This window comes from Thermoproteota archaeon (genome assembly GCA_030130125.1).
In the GTDB taxonomy this organism is placed as follows: Archaea; Korarchaeota; Korarchaeia; order Korarchaeales; family Korarchaeaceae; genus Korarchaeum.
Map to the genome: position 1 here is coordinate 1 of JARZZM010000019.1, position 24,288 is coordinate 24,288.

Here is a 24,288-nt window from a genome sequence, read left to right on the forward strand (position 1 = left end):
AGCCGATGCACTCCTAGTGAGTGATAACCCCTGGATGAGGATCAGAAAGGCGGCAGATGTAGTGGAGCAGTTCACCGCTGCCATAGGAACCCCTTACGTAGTCCCTTCATGTCCTCGGTGCAATCAGCCCCTTACTCAGACCCCAACTGGTAAGCTGTTCTGTCCTTACTGCCATGCCGAATACGCCCTTACAGAAGCTAGCGGAAGGGTGCATGGAGAGAGGGATTTTCCGACAAGAATTGTCATTGAGAGACCGGTGAGAGTTGATGATCCAGCTTTTGACCACTTCTTAGTTAAGAAGGTTCTAGAGGGGATCAAGAGCAAATACGGGATCGAATACGAGTTAGAGGAGGACGATGGGTATTGTACGGCTATCCTGTTGAGCGAGAGGCTGGGTAACGAGGAGTACAAGAAACTCGTCAGGGCGATCCACTGGACGGTCAGCAGAGCGGAGGAAAAGGGAAACGTGAGGTGATCAAATGCAAGTGGGTCTAGGGAAGATAAGCGTTCTCGGTAGAGAGTTGCCTTTCCTGACATTTTCTAACAGGGCACTCGCCATCGCTAAGGGAAGTGATCGTATTGCGATCATTCCATTCCGATATAAGGAGGGCATCTACGTCTACGACCGAGGCCATTGGATAGTGAGCTCCATAGAGGAGCTGGACGGCAAGGGCCTCTTCCCGCAATATGTGGAGTCCATGCTTCAGGCTGATCTTAATGAGGTCAAGGAGGGTCTCAGCGAGCTTCTAGAGGATACACCGATTCTTGATGACTTGGAGGGGTTTTTAGAGGAGTTAAGGAGGACTATTGAACCCAAGAAGCTAGAAGTGGATGAAAACACAACCCTGACTATACTTGATGAGGCTTCAACCGACATCGTGAAGATACATCCCGCTGTTGGGATTGTTGAATTGGCTCGGCCAGGAGTGGGCTACGAGAAAAAGGCCTACGTGGGAGTTTGGAAGGATGTCATAGAGGAGAGGAGGAAGATACGGAAAGATGGATCTGAGGAGGTAAAGAGGATATTCAAGAAGAAGTTGTTTCTAATACTCGAGGATGGAAGCGAGTTTCTGGGTGAGGATGAGTATCTCTTCGATAATTTCGGGATTCACCTCTCGTATAAGCCAGTACTCCTCCAAAGTGGATGGTCTGGAATCTTACTAGAGAGAGCTCCCTCCACTATCTATATTCAGTTGATCAGATTACTCAAGGAGTACATAGAGCTGAAGCATGATGAGTTCTACGATGTAGTAGCACTATGGGCTATAGGGACCTACTTCTTCCATCTCTTCCCCGCCTACCCCTATCTAGACCTCAATGGTCCCAAGCAATCTGGAAAGACGAAACTCCTCACCATCCTATCTCTGATATGCTTCAATGCCGTGTACACATCGAACATGAGCATTGCGGCTCTTTACAGGATAGTTCAGAACATGAGAGCCTCTGTTCTCTTGGATGAAGCTGAGAGCTTGGCAAAGAGTAATGAGAGGAGTCGGGAACTCATGAGTCTCCTTCTTCAAGGATACAAGTCTGGAGCTGTGGTGTACAGAGCCGAGAAGAATAAGAACGATGCCTTCATTCCCCAAGGTTTTGAGGTCTACAGTCCAAAGGCCCTAGCCCATATATCAGCCATTAACGATGTCTTACTTGACAGAACCATTCCGATAACCACTATTAAGACCCTTAATCCCAAGATATCAGCTAGAGAGGTTGATTCAACCGATGCCATATGGAAAGAAGTCAAGAACTCCCTGTACACATTCTACCTAAAGCATTGGAGGGAAGTCAAAGAGATCAGCGATGAATTGACCAGCGTTGATGAATTGGGAGCGAACCAAGGGAGCTTAGCCATCAAGGTGCTCAGAACTAGGGGAAGGGAATGGGAGCTGTGGCGCCCCCTGTTCGTGCTCGCCAAGTTATTCGAGAGGTATGGTATAGATGACTTAGTTCAGAGGGTTCTCAGGGCCGCTGAGATAATACTCAAGCATAAGCTCACATTGGAGGATACCGAGAGCACAGACATGCTGGTTATCAGAACCCTACTTGGAGTGTTAGATGAGCGCGGAGAGGGATTCGTCCCAGTTAGAGAGATAACAGAGAGAGTGAAGGATGTTCTAGAGGAAGAGGGAGAAGATCCAAGCAAGATCAATTCTCGTAGGATTGGTAGGATCTTAGGTAAGCTAGGGCTGGAGAAAAGACGCGTGAATGGACTCAGCGAGTGGAAACTCACGAGGACAGTCATTGAAGACTTGGCCAGGAGGGCAGGCATACTCGACCTTGATGGTGGCATTAATGCTACTGATGATGAATCGCCACCTTCGGATGCACCCTCAGAGGTCAATACCGAAAGCTCACAAGGTGAGCTTTCAGGACATAAATATGATGATAGCGTTGTCATTGAATCTTATTCGGATGATAGAACCCTCATTCAAGAAGAAAAGCCTCTCTCCGAGTCTAACAACTATGGTGATCATAGTCGAGGTAGCATAGTGGCAAGTGATAGCATTTCTCGGGAGGTAGAATATGGTGATAGTGAAGATGGAGATATTGAATGCCCTCTATGTGGTACCCACTTCCATGATCCTCTGGATATGAAGTCCCATACAGTGGAGGAGCATGGCAAGTTCAACCCCTTAGTCATCGCCCTCGATCTCTGGGTCACTGATGAGAGTGATGTGAGCAGAGCTCATAGGTTAGAGAACCTAGCTAGAAGGATTGGTATAGAGAGGCCCACTTTAGGTGATATAGATCAGCTGAGGACAATGCTGGAGGGTTTCAAGGAGAAGGGCGATCTGCAGAGCTGGCTAAACTTCATAAGCTCATGGAGAGGTGAGTAGGTGCAGTTACTTCTCGATAATGAGGTAATCGCCCTCTTGAGGGAGTTATTGGGCGGGAGAAGGGTGAAGATCGTAACAGAGCACGACTTCGGCGTGGCTCTTACATCAAGCGGAGCGGCCAATCCAGTAATAAAAGATGAATCCATATTCAAAGAGACCATAGAAGTTGATTACAAGGCGGCATTCACCTTTATCCTCCCAAGTTTTGTTATCCTCCTCTTGGATGTAGAGAAGAGAGGGAGGGAGTTTGGATATGCTTTCGTCTTCCTTCCTGAACAGTTTCATCTAGCTGAGATAATTGGAGAGATGTCATTAGTGGCAATAGCTAGTAGAAAGGGCAAGGTCAATCTGATCGAACTAGGTAGAGGAGCAATAAGGGAAGTTCATCTTCTCAAGTTAAGGCATCTCTTCCCAGAGCTTATCTCAATTCACCAGAAACATGGGCTGGATCTACTGAAAGCCGCGTTTCCAGAGGCTGATTGGATAGTGGAGTACCAAACTAGGGAGCTTCAAGTGTCTGGTGAGAAATATGGAGGTTAGGTACGTCTCCCACATTCCTCGGGATGTTAGGAGGCTTGGTTCCTACCAGGGTGAGGGCTACACCCTGGCCCTCTTTCGGAATGGGAGCGCTTACTACGCGCTGCTGGATGTCGGCAACGAGCTATACAACCTGGCGATGAAGGTCCATGCAAAGGGACCAGAGGAAGCCCTTTCTCTCTTTTTTGCCGAATTGGGGATTCTCCCCATCCAAAAGAAGGTAGGAGGTGATATGAACGAGTTGTGAGGTATTCTGGTCTTGGTATTTAGTCGGGGAGAGGATCTTCTCCCTCTCTAATATTCCTCTCTTCCCAGATGAGGAAGACGAGGAGGACCCTGAAGATGAGGCTCCAAGGCCTGACATTGATCTACCTCCCGGAGTTGACCCAAGAGATGAGCCAGATTGCGATGACGAGGAAGGAGATGAGGAAGAAATTCAGGGAATCGCTGCGGGAAATTCTCACCTTCCATCCTCCGAAGATGAGAAACTCAGGCCTCCATTCTCCCCTTTTCACCTGTGGGAGGGAGTAAGGTGAGGGAAATTTTCGAGGTACCTAGGCAGAAGGGTACATGGGATCGGGGCATCGATTACGACCTGCTGAGAAAAAGGCTTCTTAGACTGTATAGGAGGATGAGGGAGAAGGCTGAAAAGTCGAGGAGGTATCGCAAGAGGTTAGCCCTAACCATGGTGCTCATGCTTCAGCTCAGGAACGGATGCAGAGTTAGTGAGGCAGTCGAGGCTTTACAGAAGATGGCCTCAACTGGACAGAGGAAGGTGATGGTCAGAGTTAGGAAGGTCAAGAAGGAGGAGAAGGAGAGGGAAGTTGTGCTTCCCAAGTCAGTCCCTGACTCCGATCTCAGGCTAGTGAGGGAGGATGCCAAGACCCTCACCGTCGACCAGGTCAAGAGCTTCGCCAGATATAACTTGGGAATAAATACGCACACACTCAGATATGCCTTCATCACGGATATGACCCTAAGACAGGGGATTCAGCCAAACTTAGTTGCTAAAATCACTGGGCATGTGAACCTAGACCATCTAATCACTTACACCCAGGGGATCAAGGCCGAAGAGCTCCTAGAAAACGCCTATGACTGGTAAGGTGGTAACATGGTCTTGTGTGGTAAGTGGAAAGAAAGAGTTGACTTCTTGGAGATGCAAAATTATCTCCTGAGTGAGAGGGTTAAGGAGTTAGAGAAGGTGGTGAGCCAGGATAAACTGGATCTGGTGAAAGAGATTGAGAAGTGGAAGGATAAGGCCTCGAAACTCGAGTCTGAGTTGAATGCGATCAGAAACTCCAGAGGAAGCTACTATCAATGGTATTTGAGTGAATTAAAGCAGAGAGAACAGGTGGAGGAGCGCCTCAGAAGGGCTTACAAGAAGATAGAGAAGCAGTCATCTCTCATCAGTAAGTTAGAGGATAATGTGAAGGAGCTAGAGATGCTGCTCAAGAATTCTAAGGAACATAATAAGGAGCTAGAGAGTAAAATCTCTAGCCTTTCCTTAGAATTGTCTCTAAAGGGAAGTTATATAAAGACACTCGAAGAAGAAAAGAAGAAACTTGAGGAGGAAATAAATTCGTTGAAGAACTCTGTATCCATCAAGGAGGAGGATCACTACACAGAGATCGTTCTTCCTCCCGAGGTAAGTGAGAAAGTTACTGAATTGATTGAACTCATCAAAAACGATAACTGGCTCGTTTACATGCTCGACATGAGGGAGAAGTTCATAGAAAACGATAAAGAGCCGTACAAAGTAAAAGGACTGATTTCGGGAGAGGTATTTACTAGGTATAGGGATAGTGGAACCTCTAGTCTCTACATACTCGGTAGAGATGTCCAAATAGTAACCGAGATGAATAAACCTCCAGAGAAGCCAGATGTTAGGGAACTCATAGTGATTGAAAAGGAGGGAGAGACCTTAGGAGTACTAGTTGAGGGCAATAAGATAAGATTCGGCAGGGTTCCGAAGTTAGCCAAGCAAAGTGCTATTTTCATGAAGCATCCAAAGGTTCCAGAGCCGACGATTGAGAAGGCATTGGTTACGGCTCTCATACGCTATTATAACTTCTATGACACTGATCATAAGCTTGGAATATTCATTATGGAGGTCTTCCCACTCCTGAAGATGTTGGGGATTGAACCAACGCTACCTATAGATACCTGGTACTCATCCGAAAATAAATCCAAGAATGTGACATTCTGGAGTTTGGAAAGAGTTTACAGTTACTATATAGGAGCTCTTAGAGACCCAAAGAAGCATATCAACATAAATGGATTATATTTCAAGGCAGGAATGTTTCACCAGATGCTAGTCCAGCAAATAGACTTCTTCCTGAGAGAGCTTTTCTCCAAATACCCTAGTATATTGAAGAAAGTCATGGAGAAGGTGGAGAGTAAACCACCTAGCTTAGAGACTGTTAAGCTATCTGAACTCAATCTCTCAGGTAAGGAGGAAGGAACTGGGGGAGGTGGAAGAAGCTGACTGATTATCTTAAACAGATTCTCGCTGAAACTACTGCATGCGTTGGCTTCATTGGGATAAGAGGCGCGAGTAAGACTTGGACAGCTCAGTACATCTTAGAAATGCTCACCATGAGGGGATGGCATCCCCTCATCATCGATGTTAAGGGGGAGGATGAGACCCTCCATTTACCAGCCAAGGGAAATCAAGCTAGGTCGCTAAGGGCTCATGGACTGGAACCCAGAGCCTGGAAGGTCAAGTACCTGACGCCCAACTTTCCCCTGGGCATGGAGTCCATACCCCTAACATTCGATTTGGCCTCTTTAAGCATGAAGATGCTTAGCTATGGTCACTTCAGGAGTATTGAGGGTTTCTTGAGTCCATCAGAGGCTAGGGACCTATTCGACTCATACTTCAGGGCTGGCGGGCCGGATGCAAAGCTTGATGATATAATAGCCCATCTGTTGAGGAAGAGAGGAGATAGTGGAAGCTCTAGGCTTCTGGCCTTGATGACCTCTGGCTTATTTTCAGATGACAGCATCTTAGAGCCCAAGAACCTGGTCAATGTAATAGCCGAGCATGATTTCACCGTATTTTCAACGGCTTACTTCAAACCATCCTCCAGGGACCTAGCGAGGTTCGTCCTCAGCGTCGTACTGGATAACTTGATGAGTCACCTAGTTCAATCAGTTGAGGATGTGAGACTCGTCGTCCATTTTCGTGAGTTAAGGGAAGTGGCTCCAAGAACTGGCGCTATGGGCTCTCAATGGCATCTGCGTAACAGAATCGAGAACTTCGTCACGTTCCTGAGGCAGACCAAGACAGCGCTCACCAGGGTCTTCTATGAGGTTCAAAATGTGAAGAGTATACCCAAGACCCTGCTGGACAACACCCAGGCCGTTTTCGTTCATCCATTTAACCTGAAGGAGGAGGAACAGAGGAAGGAGCTGGCCAGGTACTTCCCCATCCCAGATTCCGTGGTTCACGCAATAGCTCCGCTAAGGAAGGCAATACCTGGAAAGTGGATCTTCCTCTCCAAGAGCGGGTATGCAAGCTGGGTAACCTCACCCCCTCCCCTTTCACTCAGGGTTCCAGAACCCAAGAGCCCAGAGGAGGCCAAACGCATATCTCAAATGATCTCCGAACTGGTTCCGAGGAGAGAGTTGAGGGATGAGTTCAATGCCGCCAGGAAGCGATACAAGAACTGGTTGGCTAGGGCCAGATATCTGAGGAATGAGGTTGAGGAGGAGATCGAGATGTTCGAAGAGGAACTACCTCCTCCAGAGACCATGGTGCTCTCTAAGATACCTAGGAAATTCGCCCTCTTCATGAAGTCATTCGAGCTCGCTCCTCTCGATGGTAAGGAGAAATTCATATTCAACCTCTCCCAGCCAGGTCACTGGGTGAGGAAGAGATGGGGCAGGAATGCCCAGACGTACGTCATATCAACGGCCTTGAGGGCCATGCTGAGGAACAAGAATAACAGGGCACAGCTCAGGATAGCTGGCTTTCGCTTCTTTGAGGACACTGAAGGCAACTTGCTTGGAGAAGTCGATGTAGCTAGGTACAAGGCGCACATGCAGGCCAATGGGCCCAAATATGACAAACTGATCGATAAATTCCGATGACCTCGATTTTCAAGCCTCACTCCCTCCTGCTGATTCCCCTTCTTTCGCACTCACTCCCTGTCTCCCTCATCTGTCCATTTAAATCGAAGTTTGCCGAGACTGACGGACTTTCTCAAATATCGGTCTGCATCGACAGTAATGCGAGAGAACGTTCCATAGGGCCCTTCATAAGGCTCCATTCCGCTTTCTATGAGCTGATTTCAGGAGGGATTCAATGCCTACGCACCCTAGAGTCGTGAGCTACTATACTAGAGCTGGGTATAAGCTCGAGCTCATTGTAATGGAAGTTATTGAGGAGAGCCTGGCGATATTAGGGCTAACAGACGTGAGGCTCACGAGGGTCCACTCTGGCGCTCCCTACGACATCGAGCTGATCGTAGGGGACAGGAGGGCCTTCATCGAGGTTAAAGGAGCGAGCGATGAGGACAGGCTCCAGTGGAAGGTAAACCAGGCGTTCAAGCGGGAGCACCCAGAGCCCTTCTGCGTCATTGGGGTGCTGGGATATCCTAAAGACCCCGCTTTACTGTTGAAGAAATTGGTCCCGACATGGATATGGATCAAGCCAGGGAGAGAGGGTAAGCTAGGGAGATTCAGCCCTAATAACCTGAGGAGATGGCTGAAGATAGGATCAATGATCTAAACTACACATTTTTATTTTGGGCACACATAAACTTGCATGCGGGTATCCCCCATGTGGGGGAGCGGCTCGGGGATGATGCCAGGGGTAGCCTTGGGTGGGACCCGAGCCGTCCGCTACTTCTTAAAGAGGGGCCTTAAGAACGCGATTCTTTCCTTTATGATCTCGTAGTACTCCCAGTTCCCCTTCTCGTAACCTTGCCATATGGCGCCAGACACCAGATCAGCTAGCTGGACTCCTAGATCGGCCCTTGAATCCACATGCTTCACCTCTAGATGGACTGGAGGCTTGTGGAGTAAACCCTCCGTCCAACTTAATTTACTCCTCAAATACTCATTGAACTCCCAGATCGATTTCGGACCCATGGATTTGTCATAGATGATTACCAATTTATCCCCCTCATGGATCTTCACATTGGCGTCTGAGTAGAGGCCCCATATCACATGGTGGGCTAAAATGTAGTTCCTCAAGATAGGTGGTTTACTTCTGAGATTCTCATTCACCGTTATCTTATGCAAAGTAATTCCTCCGAATTTGGTCTCCTTGAGTTTAGCATTCTCAACTACTTTCTTGAGAACGTACTTAGCTACATCATCAACCCGTCTAACCTTCTTCCTTAATCTGAATTTTATCTCATCCTCGGCGTAGCCTTTACTCCTGAGCCATTCCCTGATTCTCTGCATCTCCTTCCTAAGCCTAGCCGCCGATGGTGTGTAGACGCAACCCACAACGAAATATCGTGTGGATTTGTTGCTGAAGCCTAGATCTCCTGTTTCATCAACGAAGAGATAATGCACACTCTAAGGAGTGAAGTAAACATTTAATGTGTACCTCTAGGGATGGCCTATTCACTATGCTGAGAGAACGTTGAGAGATACCTGAGAACCTCAGGAGATGGTTGAGCTCTATAAAGGATAGTGAGAAAAATTAATAAAGTTCCTATTTCTCACTATTATTAGAAAGAGAAGTTCCTGATTCCTGTACATCTGTAACAATTGTTAACTGCATTTTATACATCTGAATGATCTCCTCCTCAGTCGTGGCGTCTTGGGGACCCTTATCGTCCCTCCATCCCATGAACCTAGGGAATCTTATCGCCAGCCCAGCGTCCCTCTTCACCTTGCCCCAGCCGCAAGTGTGAGTGGGACTGAGCGTTATCTCGTCTCCCAGCACCTGAGCTACCTTCTGAGGGACGAACCAGACGTCCGCCTCTAGATTAGATACTACGCTCGGATGCCTGTGCTCTATCTTGTAAGGTTCCAGAAGCTTCGGCAGCTCCGCGAGCTCCTCGTCGGTGAAGCCGGATCCCATCTTGCACACTGTCTTGAACACATCCTCCTCTGGCGAGTAAGCGGCCATGAGCAGGGCGCCGTAAGTGCCAGCTCTCTTGCCCTTGCCCCAGAAGGCTCCCACGACCACCAAATCCACGGGTTCCACCATCTTACTTATGTAGCTCCTCTTGAGTTTGATCCAAGACCATCCCCTGGTTCCTGCCTGGTACTGGGACTTGGGATCCTTCACCACTAGCCCTTCGGTGCCCATCTCTACCGCGTGCTCGAAGAACCTCTCCAGCTCCTCTACATTGTTATCCACCACCTCATACTGGACTACCCTCGCTTTCTCGTTCTCCTTCAGCAGATCCAGGAGGATCTTCCTCCTCTCCTCGAGTGGTTCGTCCAGCAGCTCTCTACCGTCGAGGTAGAGCACATCGAACACGTAGGTCACTGTTGGATAGGTCTTCATCGCCTCCTCAACTCCGTACTTCCTCCTCCTGTGCATCAACTCTTGGAAGGGCAGTATCTCGCCAGTATCGGGATTCACAGCCACCGTTTCGCCGTCTAGCACGACATCGTGACCCTCCACGGCCCTAGACACGAACTCCCTAACATCCGGATAGGGTTCGGTGATGTTCTCGAGCCTTCTGGAGAATATCTGAACCCTTCCATCCTTCCAGACGTGGATCTGCATCCTCTCCCCGTCGTACTTGAATTCCGCGTAAACCCTCGGCCCTATCTTGTCCATTATCTCTTGGGCAGATCTGAGCCTCTGGGCCAACATCGGCCTAACCGGTATCCCCAAGGTGAGCTTGATCTCCTCCAGTCCCTCGAAGCCTCTAGCCGCCACTATCTTCGCTATCCTACCTATGTCGGGGAAGATGTTGTACTTCCTCTCGAGCTTATCCCTGAAGGCTCTTCCCTTAAGGAAGGCCTCCGCTAGGGCATCCAAGACGGTCATGTCCCTCACTCCGAGTCTCAGCCTCTCCGTCACCACCCTAGCTATGTATCTGGCCTCCAGGGGTTTGGCATCGCTGAACAGTCCGGCTAATAACCTTATCTTGGCATCTTGGGCCTTCTCACCAGCGATCTCCGCTACCCTCCTTAGGGTTTCGAAGACCCTGTTCACGGTGAGGTCCTCAGTGAAGAAGGACTGAGCCACCTTGTTCTCCACGGCCCACTCGGCCAGCTTCCCTATATCGCCCAATTCTGGATACTTGGCCTCGAGCTTGTCCTGAGATATGCCCGTGGCCATCGAGAGGGCCTTGAGGAGTAGCTTTTCCCCCACCCCGAGCTCGACCCCCTCGTAGGCAGGAGCTATGCTTCCAAGCGTGAGGTAGACCACTTTATCCAGTATCTCTGGAGGCGTCTCCAAGAAGAGCTTCTTGAGGTAGTCTATCATCTCCAGCCTGCCGGATGTGGCTTCTATCCTCTCATAGTACTTCGCCACCTCGATGAATAGTATATCCCCCATCTACTCCACCTTCACCTTCCTGAAGCCGACCTCCTTTGGTGGGGCGACTATCTGGAGTATCCCGTTGGTCAGCCTAGCCACCACCCTGTCGGGATCTATGGGTATTGGGGTCCTAATCAGCTTCCTGTACCTCACGGTCGCTCCCCCGACCTTGGACATTGCCTCCACCAGAATAGCATCCTCGCTAGCGCTTATAACGAGCTCCTCCTTCCTCACTCCTGGGAGGTCCATTGTTATGACCACGCCCTCCTTCGTAACCTTAACCTCATGGAGGGGCTCCTCCACATCCCTAACAGAGAAGTACCCCCACCTGACCTCCCTGTAGAACCAACCCATACGGCATCCCCCCTCAACCTATATACGCGGGAGTCGGGGCCTCCTTCGCCGTCTGAACGGTCTTAGCCATCAGTTCCTTCAGCTTTAGCCTTATCGTCTCTGATTCGGCCTCCAGCTGGCTTATATCGACATCGAAGCCCAAAACGGGCTCTATGGCCTTGAGAACCTCCGCAGCTGCTCCGGGATCTGGATAGGCGGCGAAGCTCTGCACCATCAGGGCCGCAGCCGGAACCCCCCTCCTACTAGCTTCCCTGAGGAAGAAGGCCGCGTATCCACTCAAGTACCCCTCCTTCATCAGCTCTCCACCCATGCCCTTTGCCAAGGACTTGGCCTCCTCACTGCTGAACACGGCCATTACCTGAGGCTTCTCCACCTTAATTCTATCATCCTCAGGGACTCCCCCCATTACTATCGCTAGCTTGGGTCTCTTCCTAGCGATCCAGTCCAGCACAGATATTGTAAGCTTCAGGAGGGGATCTATGGGGAGAGGTACTTCGGCCTTGACCACGTAGAGCCCCTTACCCCCGTAGATCCTGACGGTGTGCATGGCTACGCCGTCCTTCACTCCTATGACGGGAGGGAACAGGGGAGAATCTATCTTGCCGACCTCTTTCAGGTCAGCGACCTTGATGAGATGATCGGCCGCTATTATGCTCACGAGGCCGGCACCGGGAACCGCCAAGATGAGGATGGGGTTCTTTACCTCCGGCGCGGTCTCAACGATCTCAACGCTCATGATAACCCTCAGTAGAGAGAGAGGTCGTGAGCTTTAACCTTATCCGGTCAGTCCCTAGGATCCAACGATTTATCCAGGGGGATGGGAGGTTCCTTCATGAGATACTCGTCGACCTTGTCCCTCATCTCCTTCCTCCTAGTCAGATGCTCCTCGATGAACGGAATCAGCACCTCTATCGCCCTCTTCTTCGCCAGCTTACACCCCTCCCCCGGATCGTTGAAGCAGACCTCCCATATGGAGAAGAAAGACTCGTCGTCCGGGTCGAAGGCCCTCAGGTAGGACAGGGCCGGACACCTCCTCGGGGGACCGCAGACAGATCCCTCTATTTTTTCCCTAACCACCTCGGGCGGGTCGGTGAGGAAGATGGCGGACTCAGGGTATCTAGTCCCCATCTTAGGCTCGCCCTTGAGTCCAAGGAGGAACTTGCTGTGGACCATTCCGGGCTTCCTGAGCCCCATCTTATCCGCTATGAGTACGGAAACCCTCATGAGTGGATCCTGATCCACCGCCATAGGTACGAGGGCGCGATAAGGTTCATTCAATTCCATCTCCATCATGAGGGCGGGCATCGACTGAACTACGGAGTAGAAGGCAACTCCTACATTCCAAGAGTCGTCTATCTTCACTAGGTTCTTCAGCTCGGACAGGGAGATCCTCTTAGCCAGTTTAAGTGAGAGGGGATAGAGCCATGAAGCTACCTGCGTGTCCCAGATTATGTGTGTCCTCTTCTCATCGAAGCCCAGCGCTACGAAATCTAAGGCGTTCTCCAAGGCGTACTTCCTCACCTGCTTCAGGCCGAGATCTGGCCTCAGGACGAACTTCTCGTCGTCCGATATCTGGAAGAAGAAGTGGAGGTCCAGTCTCTCCTGCATCCACTTTGCGAGGTTCACAGGTATGAGGTGGCCTATATGCATCGGGCCCGATGCCCCTCGACCGGTAAAGATGTAGACCTTTGCCCTGTCGTATTTGAGGTCTAGAAGAGCGAGCCTGAGGAAGCGGTGGGCGTAGAATATGCCCCTAGATATGAGATAGTGCTCCTCCCCGAAGACCTCCTGGAAGAGGTTCCTGACCTCGGTCGTCACGACATCCAGCTCGAATAAGGAGATCAGAGCGTTATAGTCTACTGTATCCCCACTTACCTCCCATGGTGTTATCCTGAAACCGGGAATCATGTCATCCACCCAGTAAAATCCTCTCCAAGTCCGGAAAGCTGTACACATCCCCATCGGGATGGAACCTGAGGGTCCTGATCTTCGGGTACCTCCTCCTGACCTTCTCCAGCATCTCCTCCTTGTCGTCCACGAAGACCGTCTCTTCTTCCCTCACTCCTCTGAGGGTGAAGTGATTCAGTATCTTCTCCATCATCCTGTCTTTCTCCGGGTGGGGCTCTACCATGAGAAGGTCAAAGTATCGATCGAGTTGAAAGGTCCTTAAGACGGCTATCGCCTTATCCGGCTCGTTCCAGCTGCAGGTGGACAGGTAAATCCCCTTATTTTTGGCCCTCTCCAGAAAGTCCCGGACCCCTTCCCTCAGAACGACCTTATCGCCAGAGGCATCGACTAAGGTCCTCTCGTCGACCCTCCGGAGGGGAAGGGCGAGGGAGGTGGCATCGTGGTGATCCCAGAGCACCTGATCAAGGTCGAGAACTATCAGCTTCACCCTGTTCGGCATCCTCTATACCCTCTACTTCCCCTCCCTCCTCGATCAGGAGATCCTTAAGCTTTTCCAGCGCTGCTTTCACGGTCCTCTCGGCCTCATCCTCCTCCGGAGATGAGGCGGTGATATTTATCTTCAGCACGGGCTTCCGGATCTCGTGGCCATGGGGGTGGCTCTTAATGTAGACAGGGAACTCCTTCATCACCCTCTCGATGAGAGGAGCGGCAGCCGATTCTGGCACACCTCTCACCACAAAGTCCTTGCTCACGTAGTGGAGGGGAGGCGCTCTCTCCCTGATCAGGGGTTCGACCCTCTCGAATATGTCCTTCATCTCCTTGGGAACGCCGGGCAGTACTATTATCAGCGCTTCACCCTCTCTGACAAGGATGCCCGGGGCCGTTCCCACCTCGTTCTTTACTGGTTCGGCCCCTTCAGGCACCATGGCCATCTTCACCCTGTGCTCCGTCATGGGGAGGTTCCTCTCCCTGTACTTCTCCTCCACCATTCTGAGTGCCTTCTCGTTCACCACATGCCTCCTCCTCAGCGCCTTGCTGAGGCACTCTGACGTCTTGTCATCGAATGTGGGGCCCAAGCCTCCCGTGGAGATAACTAGATCAGCTCCTCTGTTAAGAGCGGTCCTGAACGCCCATACGATGTCATCGCAATCGTCCCTAACGGTTATCGCTGCCCTCACTAGGTATCCGTCTATGGTGAGCTTCCTCGCAAGCCAACTTAGGTTCGTATTCACTATCCTGCCGTTCAGGAGTTCATTCCCAACAGAGATTATCCAAGCCTCCGGCAGTCTCACTCATCAGCACCTCCTTAAGTCTGCGGATCCTCCCCTTCGACCTGGTCAGTAGTGAGTTGGCCCTCTCAACTATTAAGGGGATCGCATCCTCCCTGAAGATATCCATACCGGACAGCCTCAGGGGAGCTTCCATCCTCTCAGTACCTACTGCCTCCAAAGTGATCCCGTCCTCAGATGCGGAGATTATCCCGGCCCTCTTGAAGCCTGCAGACCTCAGCAGGCCCAGCAGATGGAAGGCCGCCTTCACGCTGCATACTGCTATGTGAAGTATAGGGGGGAGGACTGCCATCCATATGGAGTCAGCCTCATTTTCTAGCGTCTCCATCAACTCTCCCAAAGTTATAGGAGAGTGCCACTTCCCTAAGGTCCTCATGCCGAACTTTTCTCCGGGTTCGCTAGCTGCGTACACCTGAATCCTACCGGAGCAGCTGCTAGTGGTGAAGGCGTAATTAAGCGAGTTTATGGTGTTCAGTAGCGGGATTATGTCCTTGTCTACCCTCCCCGCCCCCATGTGCGATCTGAGCTCAGCTAGAGTGCTTTCCCTCCTCCTGACCCAGAGTTTCCTGTCCACCGACAATGCCATCTCCACGGGATTCCAAGCCTTCTACATTAAGGTCACTGCGGTGAGAGGCCCTAAAGTTATATTATCTGTACCTCCCTACCCTCCGGTTGGGGATGAAGGAGAAACTCACGGGTTTCCTCTTGATCTTGGTCTCTACCGTGGCGGCCGTGCTATACACTTACCTGCTCCTCCTAGCGCCAGAGCCGATCCCGACCCTTACTTTGAAGTTGACCGCTCTCTTAATCGTATTAGTACTCCTGGTAGTTCTGGGATGGATCGGTTACGTGCTGCTCACTGCTGAATCGCCGGAGGATGTGGAAAAGCTCGTAAGGGAGCTCGAGGAGAAGGGCGAGCTGGCCTCGGAGGGTGTTTGAGTGGAGTACATAGCGAGATGCCCCTCCTGCGGTAGGGAGTATGATGACCCACTCAGGTTCAGGTGCGATTGTGGCTCTCCTCTCGATATCCCCGTGCAGTCGGGAGAATTCAGGAGAGAGGATGTGGTAGATACCACCTCTATGTGGAGGTACGTGAACTTCTTTCCGTACATAGAGAAGCGGGGTATTGTCACCCTGGGAGAGGGATGGACTCCCCTCCTGAGGTTTGAGAGCGATGTGTACGTTAAAATGGACTTCCTCAATCCCACCGGTTCTTTCAAGGATAGAGGGGCTTCGACCATCATCTCGGCCATTCGCAATGGAGTTACAGGGTTTATAGCTGAGGACTCGTCCGGAAACGCCGGAGCTTCCATAGCAGCCTACGCCGCGAGAGCCGGGATTAAGGCGAGGATATACGTGCCAGCGAGCATCTCGGGTCACAAGATAGATCAGATAAGGGCCTATGGTGCTGAGCTGATTAGAGTCGAGGGGAGCAGAGAGAAGGTATCGGAGGAGGCCATGAGGCCAGAGCAGGGGAAGGTCTACGTGGGTCATGCGTGGCACCCCATCTTCAGGGACGGGATGAGGACCCTCGCCTATGAGATAGTGGAGCAACTCGACTGGACCCCACCAGACAGGATATACGTCCCGGTATCTTCGGGAACCGGTCTTCTGGGTATTCTAGAGGGACTCAAGCATCTGGACGTTCCTTTCCCGGAGGTGGTAGCCTGTCAGACCGAGGTAGTGTCCCCGCTTTATCATAGGTTCAGGGGAGAGCCATACACCCCTCCTGAGAGGCTGGAGACGATAGCGGATGCCCTAATTGTGACCAAGCCTCCCCTGCTGGATCTCATGTCGGAGAAGCTACGGAGGGTGGGAGGGTCCGTCGAGGTAGTGGGTGAGGAGGAGATAGCCGATGCCTTCCACCAACTGGCTGCAAGGGGAATATTCGTGGAGCCGACCTCGGCTGTTCCCCTCGCCTGCTACAAGAAGCAGGTTGAGGTGGGAGAGGTGGATCGGGGGGATAGGGCTGTCCTTTTACTCACTGGTTCTGGGCTGAAGACGAAGCTTAGCATCATTAAACGGTTACTGTCGTAGAGGGGGATTGAATCTCTCGGGGAGCCTCGATAGGAGCCTCCATAGAAGGGAGAGGAACATTCACTCACATCAGCGTGAGCTCATCAGTTCCCTGATCCTCTGAAGTATCCTAAACCTCTCCTCTCTCCTTCCGTCTGCCTCCGGGTCGCCGCCTTCCATAGGCGGGATCCTCCTAGGTCCCTTCTCGCCCATGGCCACGAAGACCATGTAAGAGGTGGTTGCGTGTCTCAATCCCTCGGGCTTCTCCACTAGCGTTTTCACCGATATCTCCATGGATGTGTTCCATACCTTGGTGATCTTGGAGTAGAAGTGGACGACATCCCCCTTCCTCATGGGGGTGTAGAAGGCGAGCCTGTCCAGGCAGGCAGTGACTGCTGGGCCCCTAGAGTACTTTAGGGCGGTTATTGATCCCACCTCATCCAAGAGGAATAGGAGGTGCCCCGCGTACATTAGGTCCGCGCTCACCAGATGCTCCTCCCTGACTAAAGTGCTCGTGACCAGCTCATAGCCCTCCACATTCACATCCTGACCCTTCTGCCTCCTGTCAGCTATCCTCCCCTTGACGTTTTCATAGAACCGCCTCCCCATCTCGGTCCCTATTATGCCTACTGGAAGCTCTCTGGGCCTCCCCTTACCATCCACCGCCACATAGGAAAGCATTGAGAAGGTCGCTGGCTTCCTCTCACCTGACTCTGGATCCTCAGCCCACACCTCCACGCTCACGACGATGCTGTGCTTGGAGGTATGTTCGGCCCTGGCCCTGTAGATGGCCAGCTCCCCAGGCATTATTGGGGAGAGGAAGTGGAGATCATCCACGTACCCTAGGACAGCTGGTCCCCTAGCGAGCCTCACGGCAACGGTTGATGCGGCGTCGACTATCCATCTCATCATCCAGCCACCGTAGAGGGTCCCGTAGGCGTTGAGGTGGGCGCTCCTCACGAAGCGAATGAACTCCATCTCCGTGTCTTCGGGTCGGAGATGCATGCGAACCCCCATTCAATGGAGACCAGGCCTTAAAAGGACATGGAAATCACAATATTGAAGGGCACCTCCTATTTCGCGGGTGTCGCCTTGAAGGTCAGTACCGTGGAGGAGATGAGGGTTCTCGATTCCACCGCCACGGAAAGGTACGGGATCGACCAGGACCTCCTCATGGAGAATGCAGGGAACGCGCTCTTCTTCGTTATAGATAGGGAGTTCGGAGTCAGGGGTAAGAGGTTCGCCGTCGTCGCTGGTTCGGGGAACAACGGAGGAGACGCTCTAGTTGTGGCTAGGAAGCTTCACTCCAACGGTGGCCAAGTCAGGATCTACTTGATGGGAGACCCAGCTAAGTTCAGGGGCTCCGCCAAGAAGAACTACGAGATCGCGAAGAAGATAGGTTTGGAGATGCATAAAGTCAGGGAAGAGGGACTCGAGTCCCTCTTCGAGGGGTTAGAGTGGTCCGATGCGGTGATAGATGGTATCTTCGGCACCGGTCTGACTAGGGAGGTTGGAGGGATATACAGGGACGCGATTCGAGCGATAAATTCCTCGGGAAAGGTGGTATTTGCCGTCGACATCCCCTCAGGTATAGGGGGAGACGATGGGAAGGTCCACGGGATCGCGGTGAGGGCCGATTACACTGTCACCTTCGGCCTCCCCAAGCTCGGTAATGTGCTCTACCCGGGTTACCATTACTGCGGTAAGCTCTACGTTTGCCACATATCCTTTCCCCCGGAGATGTATTCGCACCTAAAGATCGAACTTAACGACCCCCTACCCCTGCCTGAGAGGGTGAGATGGGGCCATAAGGGAACTTTCGGGAAACTGTTGACGGTTGCGGGGGCTAGAAATTACTATGGAGCCCCCTACTTCACGGCCCTATCGTTCATGAAGGCAGGAGGAGGTTACTCTAGGCTCGCTGCTCCCGAATCCATCATACCGCATATAGCCTCGAAGGCCAGCGAGGTAGTGTACATACCCTTGAGGGAGACCGAAGCCGGGTCCATCGCCAAAGAGAACGAGGATTACATACTGGAGGTGATAGAGAGTTACGACATAGATATTGTGGCGCTGGGACCGGGCACCTCTCTGAACGAGGAGACTCAGGAATTGATTAGGAGGCTAGCCTCCCGCATAGACAGACCGGTCATAATAGACGGAGACGGCCTCACCGCCATCTCAAAGCATCCCGAAACCATTAGGGACAGGAAAGCGCCCACCATTCTAACTCCGCACATGGGGGAGATGTCCCGTTTAACAGGCCTGAGCGTGTCTGAGATAGACTCCGATAAGGTGAGCGTCGCCAGAGGATTCGCTAGTGAGTACAATGTTCACGTGGTGTTGAAGGGAGCTCATAGCATCATTGCCTTCCCCGACGGCAGAGTGTACCTGAACATGACCGGGAATCCTGGAATGGCCACGGCTGGCTCAGGAGACGTATTGACTGGCACTATAGCGGCCATGTACGGAATAGGATTCGAGATAGGCGAGGCCGTCAGGATGGGGGTCTTCGTGCACGGATTAGCGGGTGATATAGCTGCCAAGGAGCTGGGTGAAGATGGGATGACCTCCAGCGATGTGATGGCCTATCTGCCGCGGGCAATGAAGCTGTTGAGGGAGGATTTCGATGCCGTGAGGGAGAGGTACTCAGTAGAGGTCATCTGATCTCCCAAGTGAGTACCCCCAGTTCGCGAAGGTATCATTCTCATAGCATAATAAACTGCCTTCTCAGCTCCTTTCTCTAGCTCTAGTATTATTCTATTATCCAGAGGAAGCACCTTCGCTCCGCATGTCCTCGAAACTGGGAGCTGTATAGGACCTGCTAAGGCCCCTACAATGTTTACAACTTCCCTAGTTTTTATTACATCACCTCCCATATTGTTCCCACAGCATCTGAGGACCGCTGGAGGAAGATCTAGGTTAGGGTTGGTGCACGGGGGAACCTTATGAGTTCATCGATTTTACATTAACTCCATTACCGTATTTCTCCTCAAATGGCTTCTATCGAGTCACTTGAGATAGTTTACCTTCAGCAACTCTCTTTCATATATTTCCTTAACCGCGTGAAGGAGCGTTAACATTTCCTATTATCCACATGTCACCTTCCCTTCTGATGGTTCCTTTGAGATATCCCGTCCCGAATTCACCCAGTGTCATGAATGCGACATCTTTTTCCTTCATGTAATGTATCAGCTCCCTTATCGTGGCAATCGTCTTATCATCAAATCGGTAGTAGTGCATTTCGAGCACAAACACACCACCTCGCTCGTAGACCCTGTCGAAAGCATTCTTGAGTTCAATGAAGGATCTAACAGACCCCTCTTCCCAATCCTTCGTAAGAGAGGTAGCTGCATTGATCAATACTATTCCGTCCATCATCACTGGCCAGCCGGGATCGCTCTCGTTAGAGTATCTAGCTGAGAATACCTTGAAGCCTAGTTCCTTGGCCGCTCTAATTGTGTTGGAATCGTAGGTGTCGAAGGGAGGGATGAATGTTATGGGTCTGAAACCCACGGTTTCCAAGATGTCCCTACCATCTCTCATCAGATCCATCTGCGTCCTGAGCGGAAGACCTCCGAACTCGCTTGATCCTCCATACTTAGTTAGGACCATGTGAGTGTATCCATGCTGCGCTATTTCGAATGATCCCTTCTTCATCGCCAATCTATGGATGAAAATGATGAAGGAAGGATGCTGTGAGATGGAAGATTTGTTGAGAGGCTTGGGGATCACACCTAAGGTCACCGGTACCCTCTCACTCGCGAAGAGATTTATCGCTCTCTTGAGCATGTTTTCCTTCCAATCGGGCTGAGGATCGTCCATTCTGAAGATCACGATCGTTCTAGAGGATTTTTTGCCAGATCCTCCGATACTTAGGTGCAGGTGGAGGAGTAACAGCGATATGATTGCTGTGCTTATTATCAAGAGGGCAATTTCCTCTCTCATCTTCATTGATCTCTCCTTTACCTCCTTAACATGGGTCCCCCTCGGTTATAAATGAGCCCTGTGACGGAGCGCCACGGATAATATACGTATTTTTCATTTATAAATAAATAGTGAAATAGATGAATATTACAGAAATTCGGGAATAGTAGTTAGAATATTATGGGGATATCGGTTATATAGTCTCTTTTTAGTTTAAATAAGTTCGTCTGCATTCAAGTTTATATAATTGTTCCCGCGTTGATCTATGGCTGGATAAAGTGAGTCTAATACTGGGTGGGTCCCTCTCAACTATCGTGTTTGGAGGGCTCGCAGCCCTCTCGGCTGCTTCTAATGCTGTGAAATCCCGGGTGATAGTACAGCCTGAGGTCATCAGGGCATTGTCCTCTTCAGGAGCGCCTTGGCTGATAGCGAAGACGTATGACGATCTTATAATGGACGAAGCCTCCCTGACGACTTTTTACGTCGACAGAAAACTCCCTCCATACCATGAACACGGACTTGTTAGGGGGATCGAGCTGAATGAATCTATGGAGATGCTCTCATCTAGGTTGATGGAGGAAGGGGCGACCCATGAGGAGGCGAGGATAATTTCCCTAGCGGTAGGCTCCTTTCACGATAGACTAATTCTCTTGCGTCGAAACGCTAGAGACCTTGCGAGGAGGGTCGGGCTACATCCGTCATCCCCTCTTGTAGCTCTGACGGAGGCCCTGAACAGGAATGTCATCCGTTTGGACGATTATATGAGTATACTCACCAACCTGTTCAGAATGGGGAGGGGGGTGATATGATTTGTTGTCGGAGGAAGAGCAGTTAACTGAGGGGTTCGGGGAGAGGATTGGCTACGAGGTCACGAGCGAGAGCATCGAGGAGGCTTGGAAGGAGGTAAAGAAGGTGAGAGAGCACAGGAGGAGAAGGTACGCCGTGGCAGCCCTGTTTACATCGATAGGGATATTCCTGCTGTTCCTATCTCTGGCCTTCCTATTGGAAGGGGTCGGCCTCGCTTGGATAGATTCATTCTACGTGTTCCTGATGCTGATAACCGCTGGGTCCCTCTCCTTCGGGTACGGGTTCTATAGGATGGGTGTATCCTAGTGGGACGTGGGGGACGGTTCCCTCTCTCCTACTCCATCGTGATCCCCGCTTATAATGAGGAGAGTGGAATAGAGAGCTGTGTAAGGAGCGCTCTCTCCCAGTCCATCGAGCCTGAGGAGATCGTGGTAATTAACGACGGATCCACAGATTCAACTCCAGATATATTAAGAAAATATGAAGGATTGATAAAAATTATAAGAATAGATAAAAATACGGGAAATAAAGCGCTGGCGCTCAGGGAAGCAATCCCTCACCTGAGAGGGGATGTGATCGTATACACGGATGCCGATTCCGTGCTGCACCCCAGGGCTGCCGAGAAGATGCTGGTTCACTTCCTAGACCCTAAAGTGGGGGGAGTTTCCGGACTAGTCAGATCGAGGAAGCACAATATCATTACGGGGATAAGGGAACTGCAGTATATCTATGGGCAGTACATCCTGAAGAGGGGGATGGCAGCAATAAATGCAGTTCCCGTAATTCCAGGATGCGTCGGTGCTGTTAGAAGGGAACTCTTCGATCCCTCTCCTGAAACAGTAACCGAGGATACTGACATGACCTTGACCATACTCAGCAGGGGTTACGAGGTAGTGTACGAAATGGATTCCATAGCTTGGACCTCCGATCCACCTAATTTCCGTTCATACATAAGGCAGGGGATCAGGTGGTATTCTGGATACTTCCAGAACTTAAGGAAGCATTTCAGGAGTTTGCCAGCTAGGGTAAAGTTTCAGGTCGCGATCAGCACCATAGACAACACCCTCTTCTCCGTATTGCTGATTGCCGCGCTTCTCTTCCAATTTTTCCTCAGAAATCAAACCCTTATCTATCTGTTCTTAATGGAAACTATAGTATGGCTTATATCCGCAGCTTATGGAGCTTTCACGATGGGAAGGCGGGATCTGTTTAAGAGTTTGATCGTTTCTCCCATCTTCAGGACGTTGGACAGCCTCCTCTGGATTTACGCCTCACTGAGAGAATTGGTTATTGGGAAGAGGGACCTGAGATGGCATAGATCTGACAGGTTCACCCTGAATGACGTCGAAAATGGTTTGCTCAGGAGGGAAACGGGTTCGTCGCGCCCTAAAAAGAAGACACATAGATATGGTTTGAGGGATGAGGGTAGAGATGAGGGATTCCCCTCCAAAGAGGGAAATGGAGATCTATCTATGCCTTAGGAAGGCACTGGGATCCTCATTACCTGGGCATCGGATCCTCTATCACCTCACTCATGATCCCAGCCTGTACATGTCGTGATCGCTCCACGATACTCCTTCAGAATGTTTATCTTTCCTATCCCTTTCACCCTTAACTTTACCCTGATCTGCGACTTAGTACCCGTCCTCAACTAAATTAGGTCCCTAAAACACCGTCAAATGCCCAGCTAAAAAGAGGAGATTTGGGAAAGGGTTAGCTACCAAAACCTCCTCGCCTCCTTGCCTCCTTCCCCTTAAATAAAATGCGGATATGGCAATGAGGAGAAGCGTGAATCCTGCTATTACGAGGAATGTTCCTCCGAGCTCTTCTGCGGGGGGCCTTAGATACTGTAGTAGTATTCCCAAGGTGCTTTCGGTGGTAGTCTGGACCTCTTCACCCCTTGAAGATGTTGTGTACTTGGGTTCAAGTGTTGTCTCGGTAGTTGACTTCCTCTCCGCTTCCGTTCTAGTCGAAGTCGGCTCAGGGAGGGTGATCGGTGTCTCATCGCTTCCGTGTCTAGTGGGATGCGCTATCTTCCCTGAGGTCGGTGGGCCTTGCTGACCTCCGCAACATCTCCGCTTCCCGCCTTAGAACCTGAGCTGCTGTTCTTCACGACCGTCGGAGAGGAATAACCGAGGATCAAGACATCTGATCTCCCGGTACCCCCTTAGGCCGTCTTCAGTCCTGAAGAACACCTTGGCGGTGTTCTTCAATAATCCCGGGCGCCTTACTCCTCACCTCGAACTCTATTGTGACTGTCTCACCGGGATCATCTCATTTTCCTTAATTGTACCTGCCTATGATGAGGAGAAGGGACTAGAGGAGTGTATCAAAAGTATCTCAGCCCAGACAGTCAGGCCTAGGAGGATATAGTGGTGGATGACGGCTCGACCGACGGAACCCCCGAGATACTCCGAAGATTAGAAGACCATCCGACGATAATATCCCCTAGATGAGAACACCGAGAATAAAGCCCTATCAGGGAGGTTTTTCCTTTCTTAGAGGGAGAGGTGGCCGTTTACACGAACGCTGATTCCATATTTCACCCAGAGGTGGTGGAGAGAATACTCGTCCACTTCCTAGATCCGAGCGTTGGAGGGGTTTCAGGCGTGGTGAGATCAAGGAAGCACAATATCATCACGAGGATGAGGGAGCTCCAAGTACATCTACGGACAGTAGGTTCTGAAAGATGGGTGGCCTCAGTAAACGCAGTTCCGGTGATACCGGGCTGCATAGGGGCGGTGAGGAGCGAGCTCTTCGATCCCGCACTGGGATACGGTCACCGAGGACACGGATTTCACCTTCTCCATATTGAGAAAGGGTACAAGATCGTCTACGAGATGGATTCCGTAACATGGACCTTGGATCCACCGAACCTACGGTCCTACGTCAAGCAGGGAGGAGGTGGTATTCAGGCTACTTCCAGAACCTGGTCAAGCACTTCTCACCCTCCTATTAGGATGAAGTTCCAAGTAACGCTGTCAGTAGCGGACAACTCCCTATTCTCCATCCTCCTTCTCGCCTCTATCTTGGGTTGGTCGATGGCTAATGCCTTCCCCCTTAATCTCCTCATCGTGGAAACTCTGACTTGGTGCTTAATCTGTCTCTTATACACATCTGACGCTGCCGACGAAAGATACACGGTGTAGATCTC

At 51.0% G+C, this 24,288-nt stretch carries 28 protein-coding genes; 17 read left to right on the forward strand and 11 right to left on the reverse strand.

What is annotated here, in order from left to right; translation table 11 throughout:
- From QI197_04435 to QI197_04475, 9 genes are all read left to right on the forward strand, one after another.
- Positions 1 to 475 (forward strand): hypothetical protein (locus QI197_04435; GenBank protein ID MDK2372605.1); only part of this gene is annotated, 475 nt, incomplete at its 5' end.
- 4 nt (positions 476 to 479) lie between these two features.
- A complete protein-coding gene (locus QI197_04440) occupies positions 480 to 2,837 on the forward strand; it encodes a hypothetical protein (protein MDK2372606.1) in 2,358 nt (785 codons plus the stop codon).
- Complete coding sequence (locus tag QI197_04445; GenBank protein ID MDK2372607.1) at positions 2,838 to 3,377, forward strand: hypothetical protein; 540 nt, start codon at positions 2,838 to 2,840, stop codon at positions 3,375 to 3,377.
- Positions 3,367 to 3,621, forward strand: a complete 255-nt coding sequence (locus QI197_04450) for a hypothetical protein (protein ID MDK2372608.1) — start codon at positions 3,367 to 3,369, stop codon at positions 3,619 to 3,621. The genes QI197_04445 and QI197_04450 overlap by 11 nt, the downstream gene beginning before the upstream one ends.
- Before the next feature lie 68 nt (positions 3,622 to 3,689).
- Positions 3,690 to 3,905 carry a hypothetical protein gene (locus QI197_04455; GenBank protein MDK2372609.1) on the forward strand — a complete coding sequence of 72 codons (216 nt, stop codon included), beginning with the start codon at positions 3,690 to 3,692 and terminating at the stop codon, positions 3,903 to 3,905.
- A gap of 1 nt (position 3,906) precedes the next feature.
- A complete protein-coding gene (locus tag QI197_04460) occupies positions 3,907 to 4,476 on the forward strand; it encodes a hypothetical protein (GenBank protein ID MDK2372610.1) in 570 nt (189 codons plus the stop codon).
- Between the two features lie 9 nt (positions 4,477 to 4,485).
- Positions 4,486 to 5,859 carry a hypothetical protein gene (locus QI197_04465; GenBank protein MDK2372611.1) on the forward strand — a complete coding sequence of 458 codons (1,374 nt, stop codon included), beginning with the start codon at positions 4,486 to 4,488 and terminating at the stop codon, positions 5,857 to 5,859.
- A gap of 110 nt (positions 5,860 to 5,969) precedes the next feature.
- Entirely contained in the window at positions 5,970 to 7,466 is a 1,497-nt protein-coding gene (locus QI197_04470; GenBank protein ID MDK2372612.1) for a hypothetical protein, read from the forward strand.
- Positions 7,467 to 7,680: 214 nt separating this feature from the next.
- Positions 7,681 to 8,106, forward strand: coding sequence for a DUF3883 domain-containing protein (locus tag QI197_04475; GenBank protein ID MDK2372613.1), 426 nt, complete (start codon positions 7,681 to 7,683; stop codon positions 8,104 to 8,106).
- 113 nt (positions 8,107 to 8,219) lie between these two features.
- Here the strand turns inward: QI197_04475 and QI197_04480 are convergent, their stop codons facing one another.
- From QI197_04480 to QI197_04515, 8 genes are all read right to left on the reverse strand, one after another.
- On the reverse strand, positions 8,220 to 8,900 hold the full coding sequence (locus QI197_04480; GenBank protein MDK2372614.1) for a DUF3800 domain-containing protein: 681 nt from the start codon (positions 8,898 to 8,900) through the stop codon (positions 8,220 to 8,222).
- 142 nt (positions 8,901 to 9,042) lie between these two features.
- Positions 9,043 to 10,851 (reverse strand): ATP-dependent DNA ligase, encoded by a 1,809-nt coding sequence (locus QI197_04485; protein MDK2372615.1) that lies wholly within the window; start codon positions 10,849 to 10,851, stop codon positions 9,043 to 9,045.
- Positions 10,852 to 11,187 (reverse strand): Hsp20/alpha crystallin family protein, encoded by a 336-nt coding sequence (locus QI197_04490; GenBank protein ID MDK2372616.1) that lies wholly within the window; start codon positions 11,185 to 11,187, stop codon positions 10,852 to 10,854.
- Positions 11,188 to 11,200: 13 nt separating this feature from the next.
- Positions 11,201 to 11,923: a PAC2 family protein gene (locus tag QI197_04495; GenBank protein MDK2372617.1), complete on the reverse strand. Its 723-nt coding sequence runs from the start codon at positions 11,921 to 11,923 to the stop codon at positions 11,201 to 11,203.
- A 47-nt stretch (positions 11,924 to 11,970) separates the two neighbouring features.
- Positions 11,971 to 13,095 (reverse strand): hypothetical protein, encoded by a 1,125-nt coding sequence (locus QI197_04500; GenBank protein MDK2372618.1) that lies wholly within the window; start codon positions 13,093 to 13,095, stop codon positions 11,971 to 11,973.
- A gap of 1 nt (position 13,096) precedes the next feature.
- Complete coding sequence (locus QI197_04505; GenBank protein ID MDK2372619.1) at positions 13,097 to 13,594, reverse strand: magnesium-dependent phosphatase-1; 498 nt, start codon at positions 13,592 to 13,594, stop codon at positions 13,097 to 13,099.
- The gene (locus QI197_04510; protein MDK2372620.1) at positions 13,557 to 14,381 is read right to left on the reverse strand and encodes a nicotinamide mononucleotide deamidase-related protein; all 825 of its coding nucleotides are present in this window, start codon (positions 14,379 to 14,381) and stop codon (positions 13,557 to 13,559) included. Before QI197_04510 ends, QI197_04505 begins: the two co-directional genes overlap by 38 nt.
- Positions 14,347 to 14,958, reverse strand: a complete 612-nt coding sequence (locus tag QI197_04515; GenBank protein ID MDK2372621.1) for a hypothetical protein — start codon at positions 14,956 to 14,958, stop codon at positions 14,347 to 14,349. Before QI197_04515 ends, QI197_04510 begins: the two co-directional genes overlap by 35 nt.
- A gap of 104 nt (positions 14,959 to 15,062) precedes the next feature.
- On the opposite strand from QI197_04515, the gene QI197_04520 reads away from it, so the two are divergent.
- Positions 15,063 to 15,323, forward strand: coding sequence for a hypothetical protein (locus tag QI197_04520; GenBank protein MDK2372622.1), 261 nt, complete (start codon positions 15,063 to 15,065; stop codon positions 15,321 to 15,323).
- Positions 15,324 to 16,421: a pyridoxal-phosphate dependent enzyme gene (locus QI197_04525; protein ID MDK2372623.1), complete on the forward strand. Its 1,098-nt coding sequence runs from the start codon at positions 15,324 to 15,326 to the stop codon at positions 16,419 to 16,421.
- Positions 16,422 to 16,490: 69 nt separating this feature from the next.
- On the opposite strand, the gene QI197_04530 is transcribed toward QI197_04525, so the two are convergent.
- Positions 16,491 to 17,405 carry an acyl-CoA thioesterase gene (locus QI197_04530; GenBank protein MDK2372624.1) on the reverse strand — a complete coding sequence of 305 codons (915 nt, stop codon included), beginning with the start codon at positions 17,403 to 17,405 and terminating at the stop codon, positions 16,491 to 16,493.
- 87 nt (positions 17,406 to 17,492) lie between these two features.
- Here QI197_04530 and QI197_04535 point away from each other — a divergent pair, with 87 nt between their 5' ends.
- The gene (locus tag QI197_04535; GenBank protein ID MDK2372625.1) at positions 17,493 to 19,067 is read left to right on the forward strand and encodes an NAD(P)H-hydrate dehydratase; all 1,575 of its coding nucleotides are present in this window, start codon (positions 17,493 to 17,495) and stop codon (positions 19,065 to 19,067) included.
- 390 nt (positions 19,068 to 19,457) lie between these two features.
- On the opposite strand, the gene QI197_04540 is transcribed toward QI197_04535, so the two are convergent.
- Positions 19,458 to 20,354: a DUF2334 domain-containing protein gene (locus QI197_04540; GenBank protein ID MDK2372626.1), complete on the reverse strand. Its 897-nt coding sequence runs from the start codon at positions 20,352 to 20,354 to the stop codon at positions 19,458 to 19,460.
- A 251-nt stretch (positions 20,355 to 20,605) separates the two neighbouring features.
- On the opposite strand from QI197_04540, the gene QI197_04545 reads away from it, so the two are divergent.
- From QI197_04545 to QI197_04555, 3 genes are read left to right on the forward strand one after another with little or no spacing between them, the layout of a single operon-like run.
- Positions 20,606 to 21,136 (forward strand): hypothetical protein, encoded by a 531-nt coding sequence (locus QI197_04545; GenBank protein ID MDK2372627.1) that lies wholly within the window; start codon positions 20,606 to 20,608, stop codon positions 21,134 to 21,136.
- 4 nt (positions 21,137 to 21,140) lie between these two features.
- Positions 21,141 to 21,440 (forward strand): hypothetical protein, encoded by a 300-nt coding sequence (locus QI197_04550; protein ID MDK2372628.1) that lies wholly within the window; start codon positions 21,141 to 21,143, stop codon positions 21,438 to 21,440.
- Entirely contained in the window at positions 21,440 to 22,615 is a 1,176-nt protein-coding gene (locus QI197_04555; GenBank protein MDK2372629.1) for a glycosyltransferase, read from the forward strand. The genes QI197_04550 and QI197_04555 overlap by 1 nt, the downstream gene beginning before the upstream one ends.
- 183 nt (positions 22,616 to 22,798) lie before the next feature.
- Here QI197_04555 and QI197_04560 read toward each other — a convergent pair whose 3' ends face one another.
- On the reverse strand, positions 22,799 to 22,999 hold the full coding sequence (locus QI197_04560) for a hypothetical protein (GenBank protein ID MDK2372630.1): 201 nt from the start codon (positions 22,997 to 22,999) through the stop codon (positions 22,799 to 22,801).
- A gap of 10 nt (positions 23,000 to 23,009) precedes the next feature.
- Between QI197_04560 and QI197_04565 the strand changes: the two genes are divergently transcribed.
- Together QI197_04565 and QI197_04570 are read left to right on the forward strand one after the other, a co-directional pair.
- The gene (locus tag QI197_04565; protein ID MDK2372631.1) at positions 23,010 to 23,195 is read left to right on the forward strand and encodes a hypothetical protein; all 186 of its coding nucleotides are present in this window, start codon (positions 23,010 to 23,012) and stop codon (positions 23,193 to 23,195) included.
- Positions 23,196 to 23,644: 449 nt separating this feature from the next.
- A complete protein-coding gene (locus QI197_04570; protein ID MDK2372632.1) occupies positions 23,645 to 24,283 on the forward strand; it encodes a hypothetical protein in 639 nt (212 codons plus the stop codon).
- The last annotated feature ends 5 nt before the right edge of the window (positions 24,284 to 24,288 follow it).

Excerpts from the sequence above, each read along its gene's own strand:
- QI197_04455 (MDK2372609.1), top strand. The coding sequence starts at position 3,690 with ATGAGGAAGACGAGGAGGACCCTGAAGATGAGGCTCCAAGGCCTGACA.
- QI197_04490 (MDK2372616.1), bottom strand. The coding sequence starts at position 11,187 with ATGGGTTGGTTCTACAGGGAGGTCAGGTGGGGGTACTTCTCTGTTAGG.
- QI197_04440 (MDK2372606.1), top strand. The coding sequence starts at position 480 with ATGCAAGTGGGTCTAGGGAAGATAAGCGTTCTCGGTAGAGAGTTGCCT.
- QI197_04500 (MDK2372618.1), bottom strand. The coding sequence starts at position 13,095 with ATGATTCCCGGTTTCAGGATAACACCATGGGAGGTAAGTGGGGATACA.
- QI197_04505 (MDK2372619.1), bottom strand. The coding sequence starts at position 13,594 with ATGCCGAACAGGGTGAAGCTGATAGTTCTCGACCTTGATCAGGTGCTC.
- QI197_04540 (MDK2372626.1), bottom strand. The coding sequence starts at position 20,354 with ATGAAGATGAGAGAGGAAATTGCCCTCTTGATAATAAGCACAGCAATC.
- QI197_04450 (MDK2372608.1), top strand. The coding sequence starts at position 3,367 with ATGGAGGTTAGGTACGTCTCCCACATTCCTCGGGATGTTAGGAGGCTT.
- QI197_04530 (MDK2372624.1), bottom strand. The coding sequence starts at position 17,405 with ATGCATCTCCGACCCGAAGACACGGAGATGGAGTTCATTCGCTTCGTG.
- QI197_04470 (MDK2372612.1), top strand. The coding sequence starts at position 5,970 with ATGAGGGGATGGCATCCCCTCATCATCGATGTTAAGGGGGAGGATGAG.
- QI197_04475 (MDK2372613.1), top strand. The coding sequence starts at position 7,681 with ATGCCTACGCACCCTAGAGTCGTGAGCTACTATACTAGAGCTGGGTAT.
- QI197_04485 (MDK2372615.1), bottom strand. The coding sequence starts at position 10,851 with ATGGGGGATATACTATTCATCGAGGTGGCGAAGTACTATGAGAGGATA.
- QI197_04465 (MDK2372611.1), top strand. The coding sequence starts at position 4,486 with ATGGTCTTGTGTGGTAAGTGGAAAGAAAGAGTTGACTTCTTGGAGATG.
- QI197_04520 (MDK2372622.1), top strand. The coding sequence starts at position 15,063 with ATGAAGGAGAAACTCACGGGTTTCCTCTTGATCTTGGTCTCTACCGTG.
- QI197_04495 (MDK2372617.1), bottom strand. The coding sequence starts at position 11,923 with ATGAGCGTTGAGATCGTTGAGACCGCGCCGGAGGTAAAGAACCCCATC.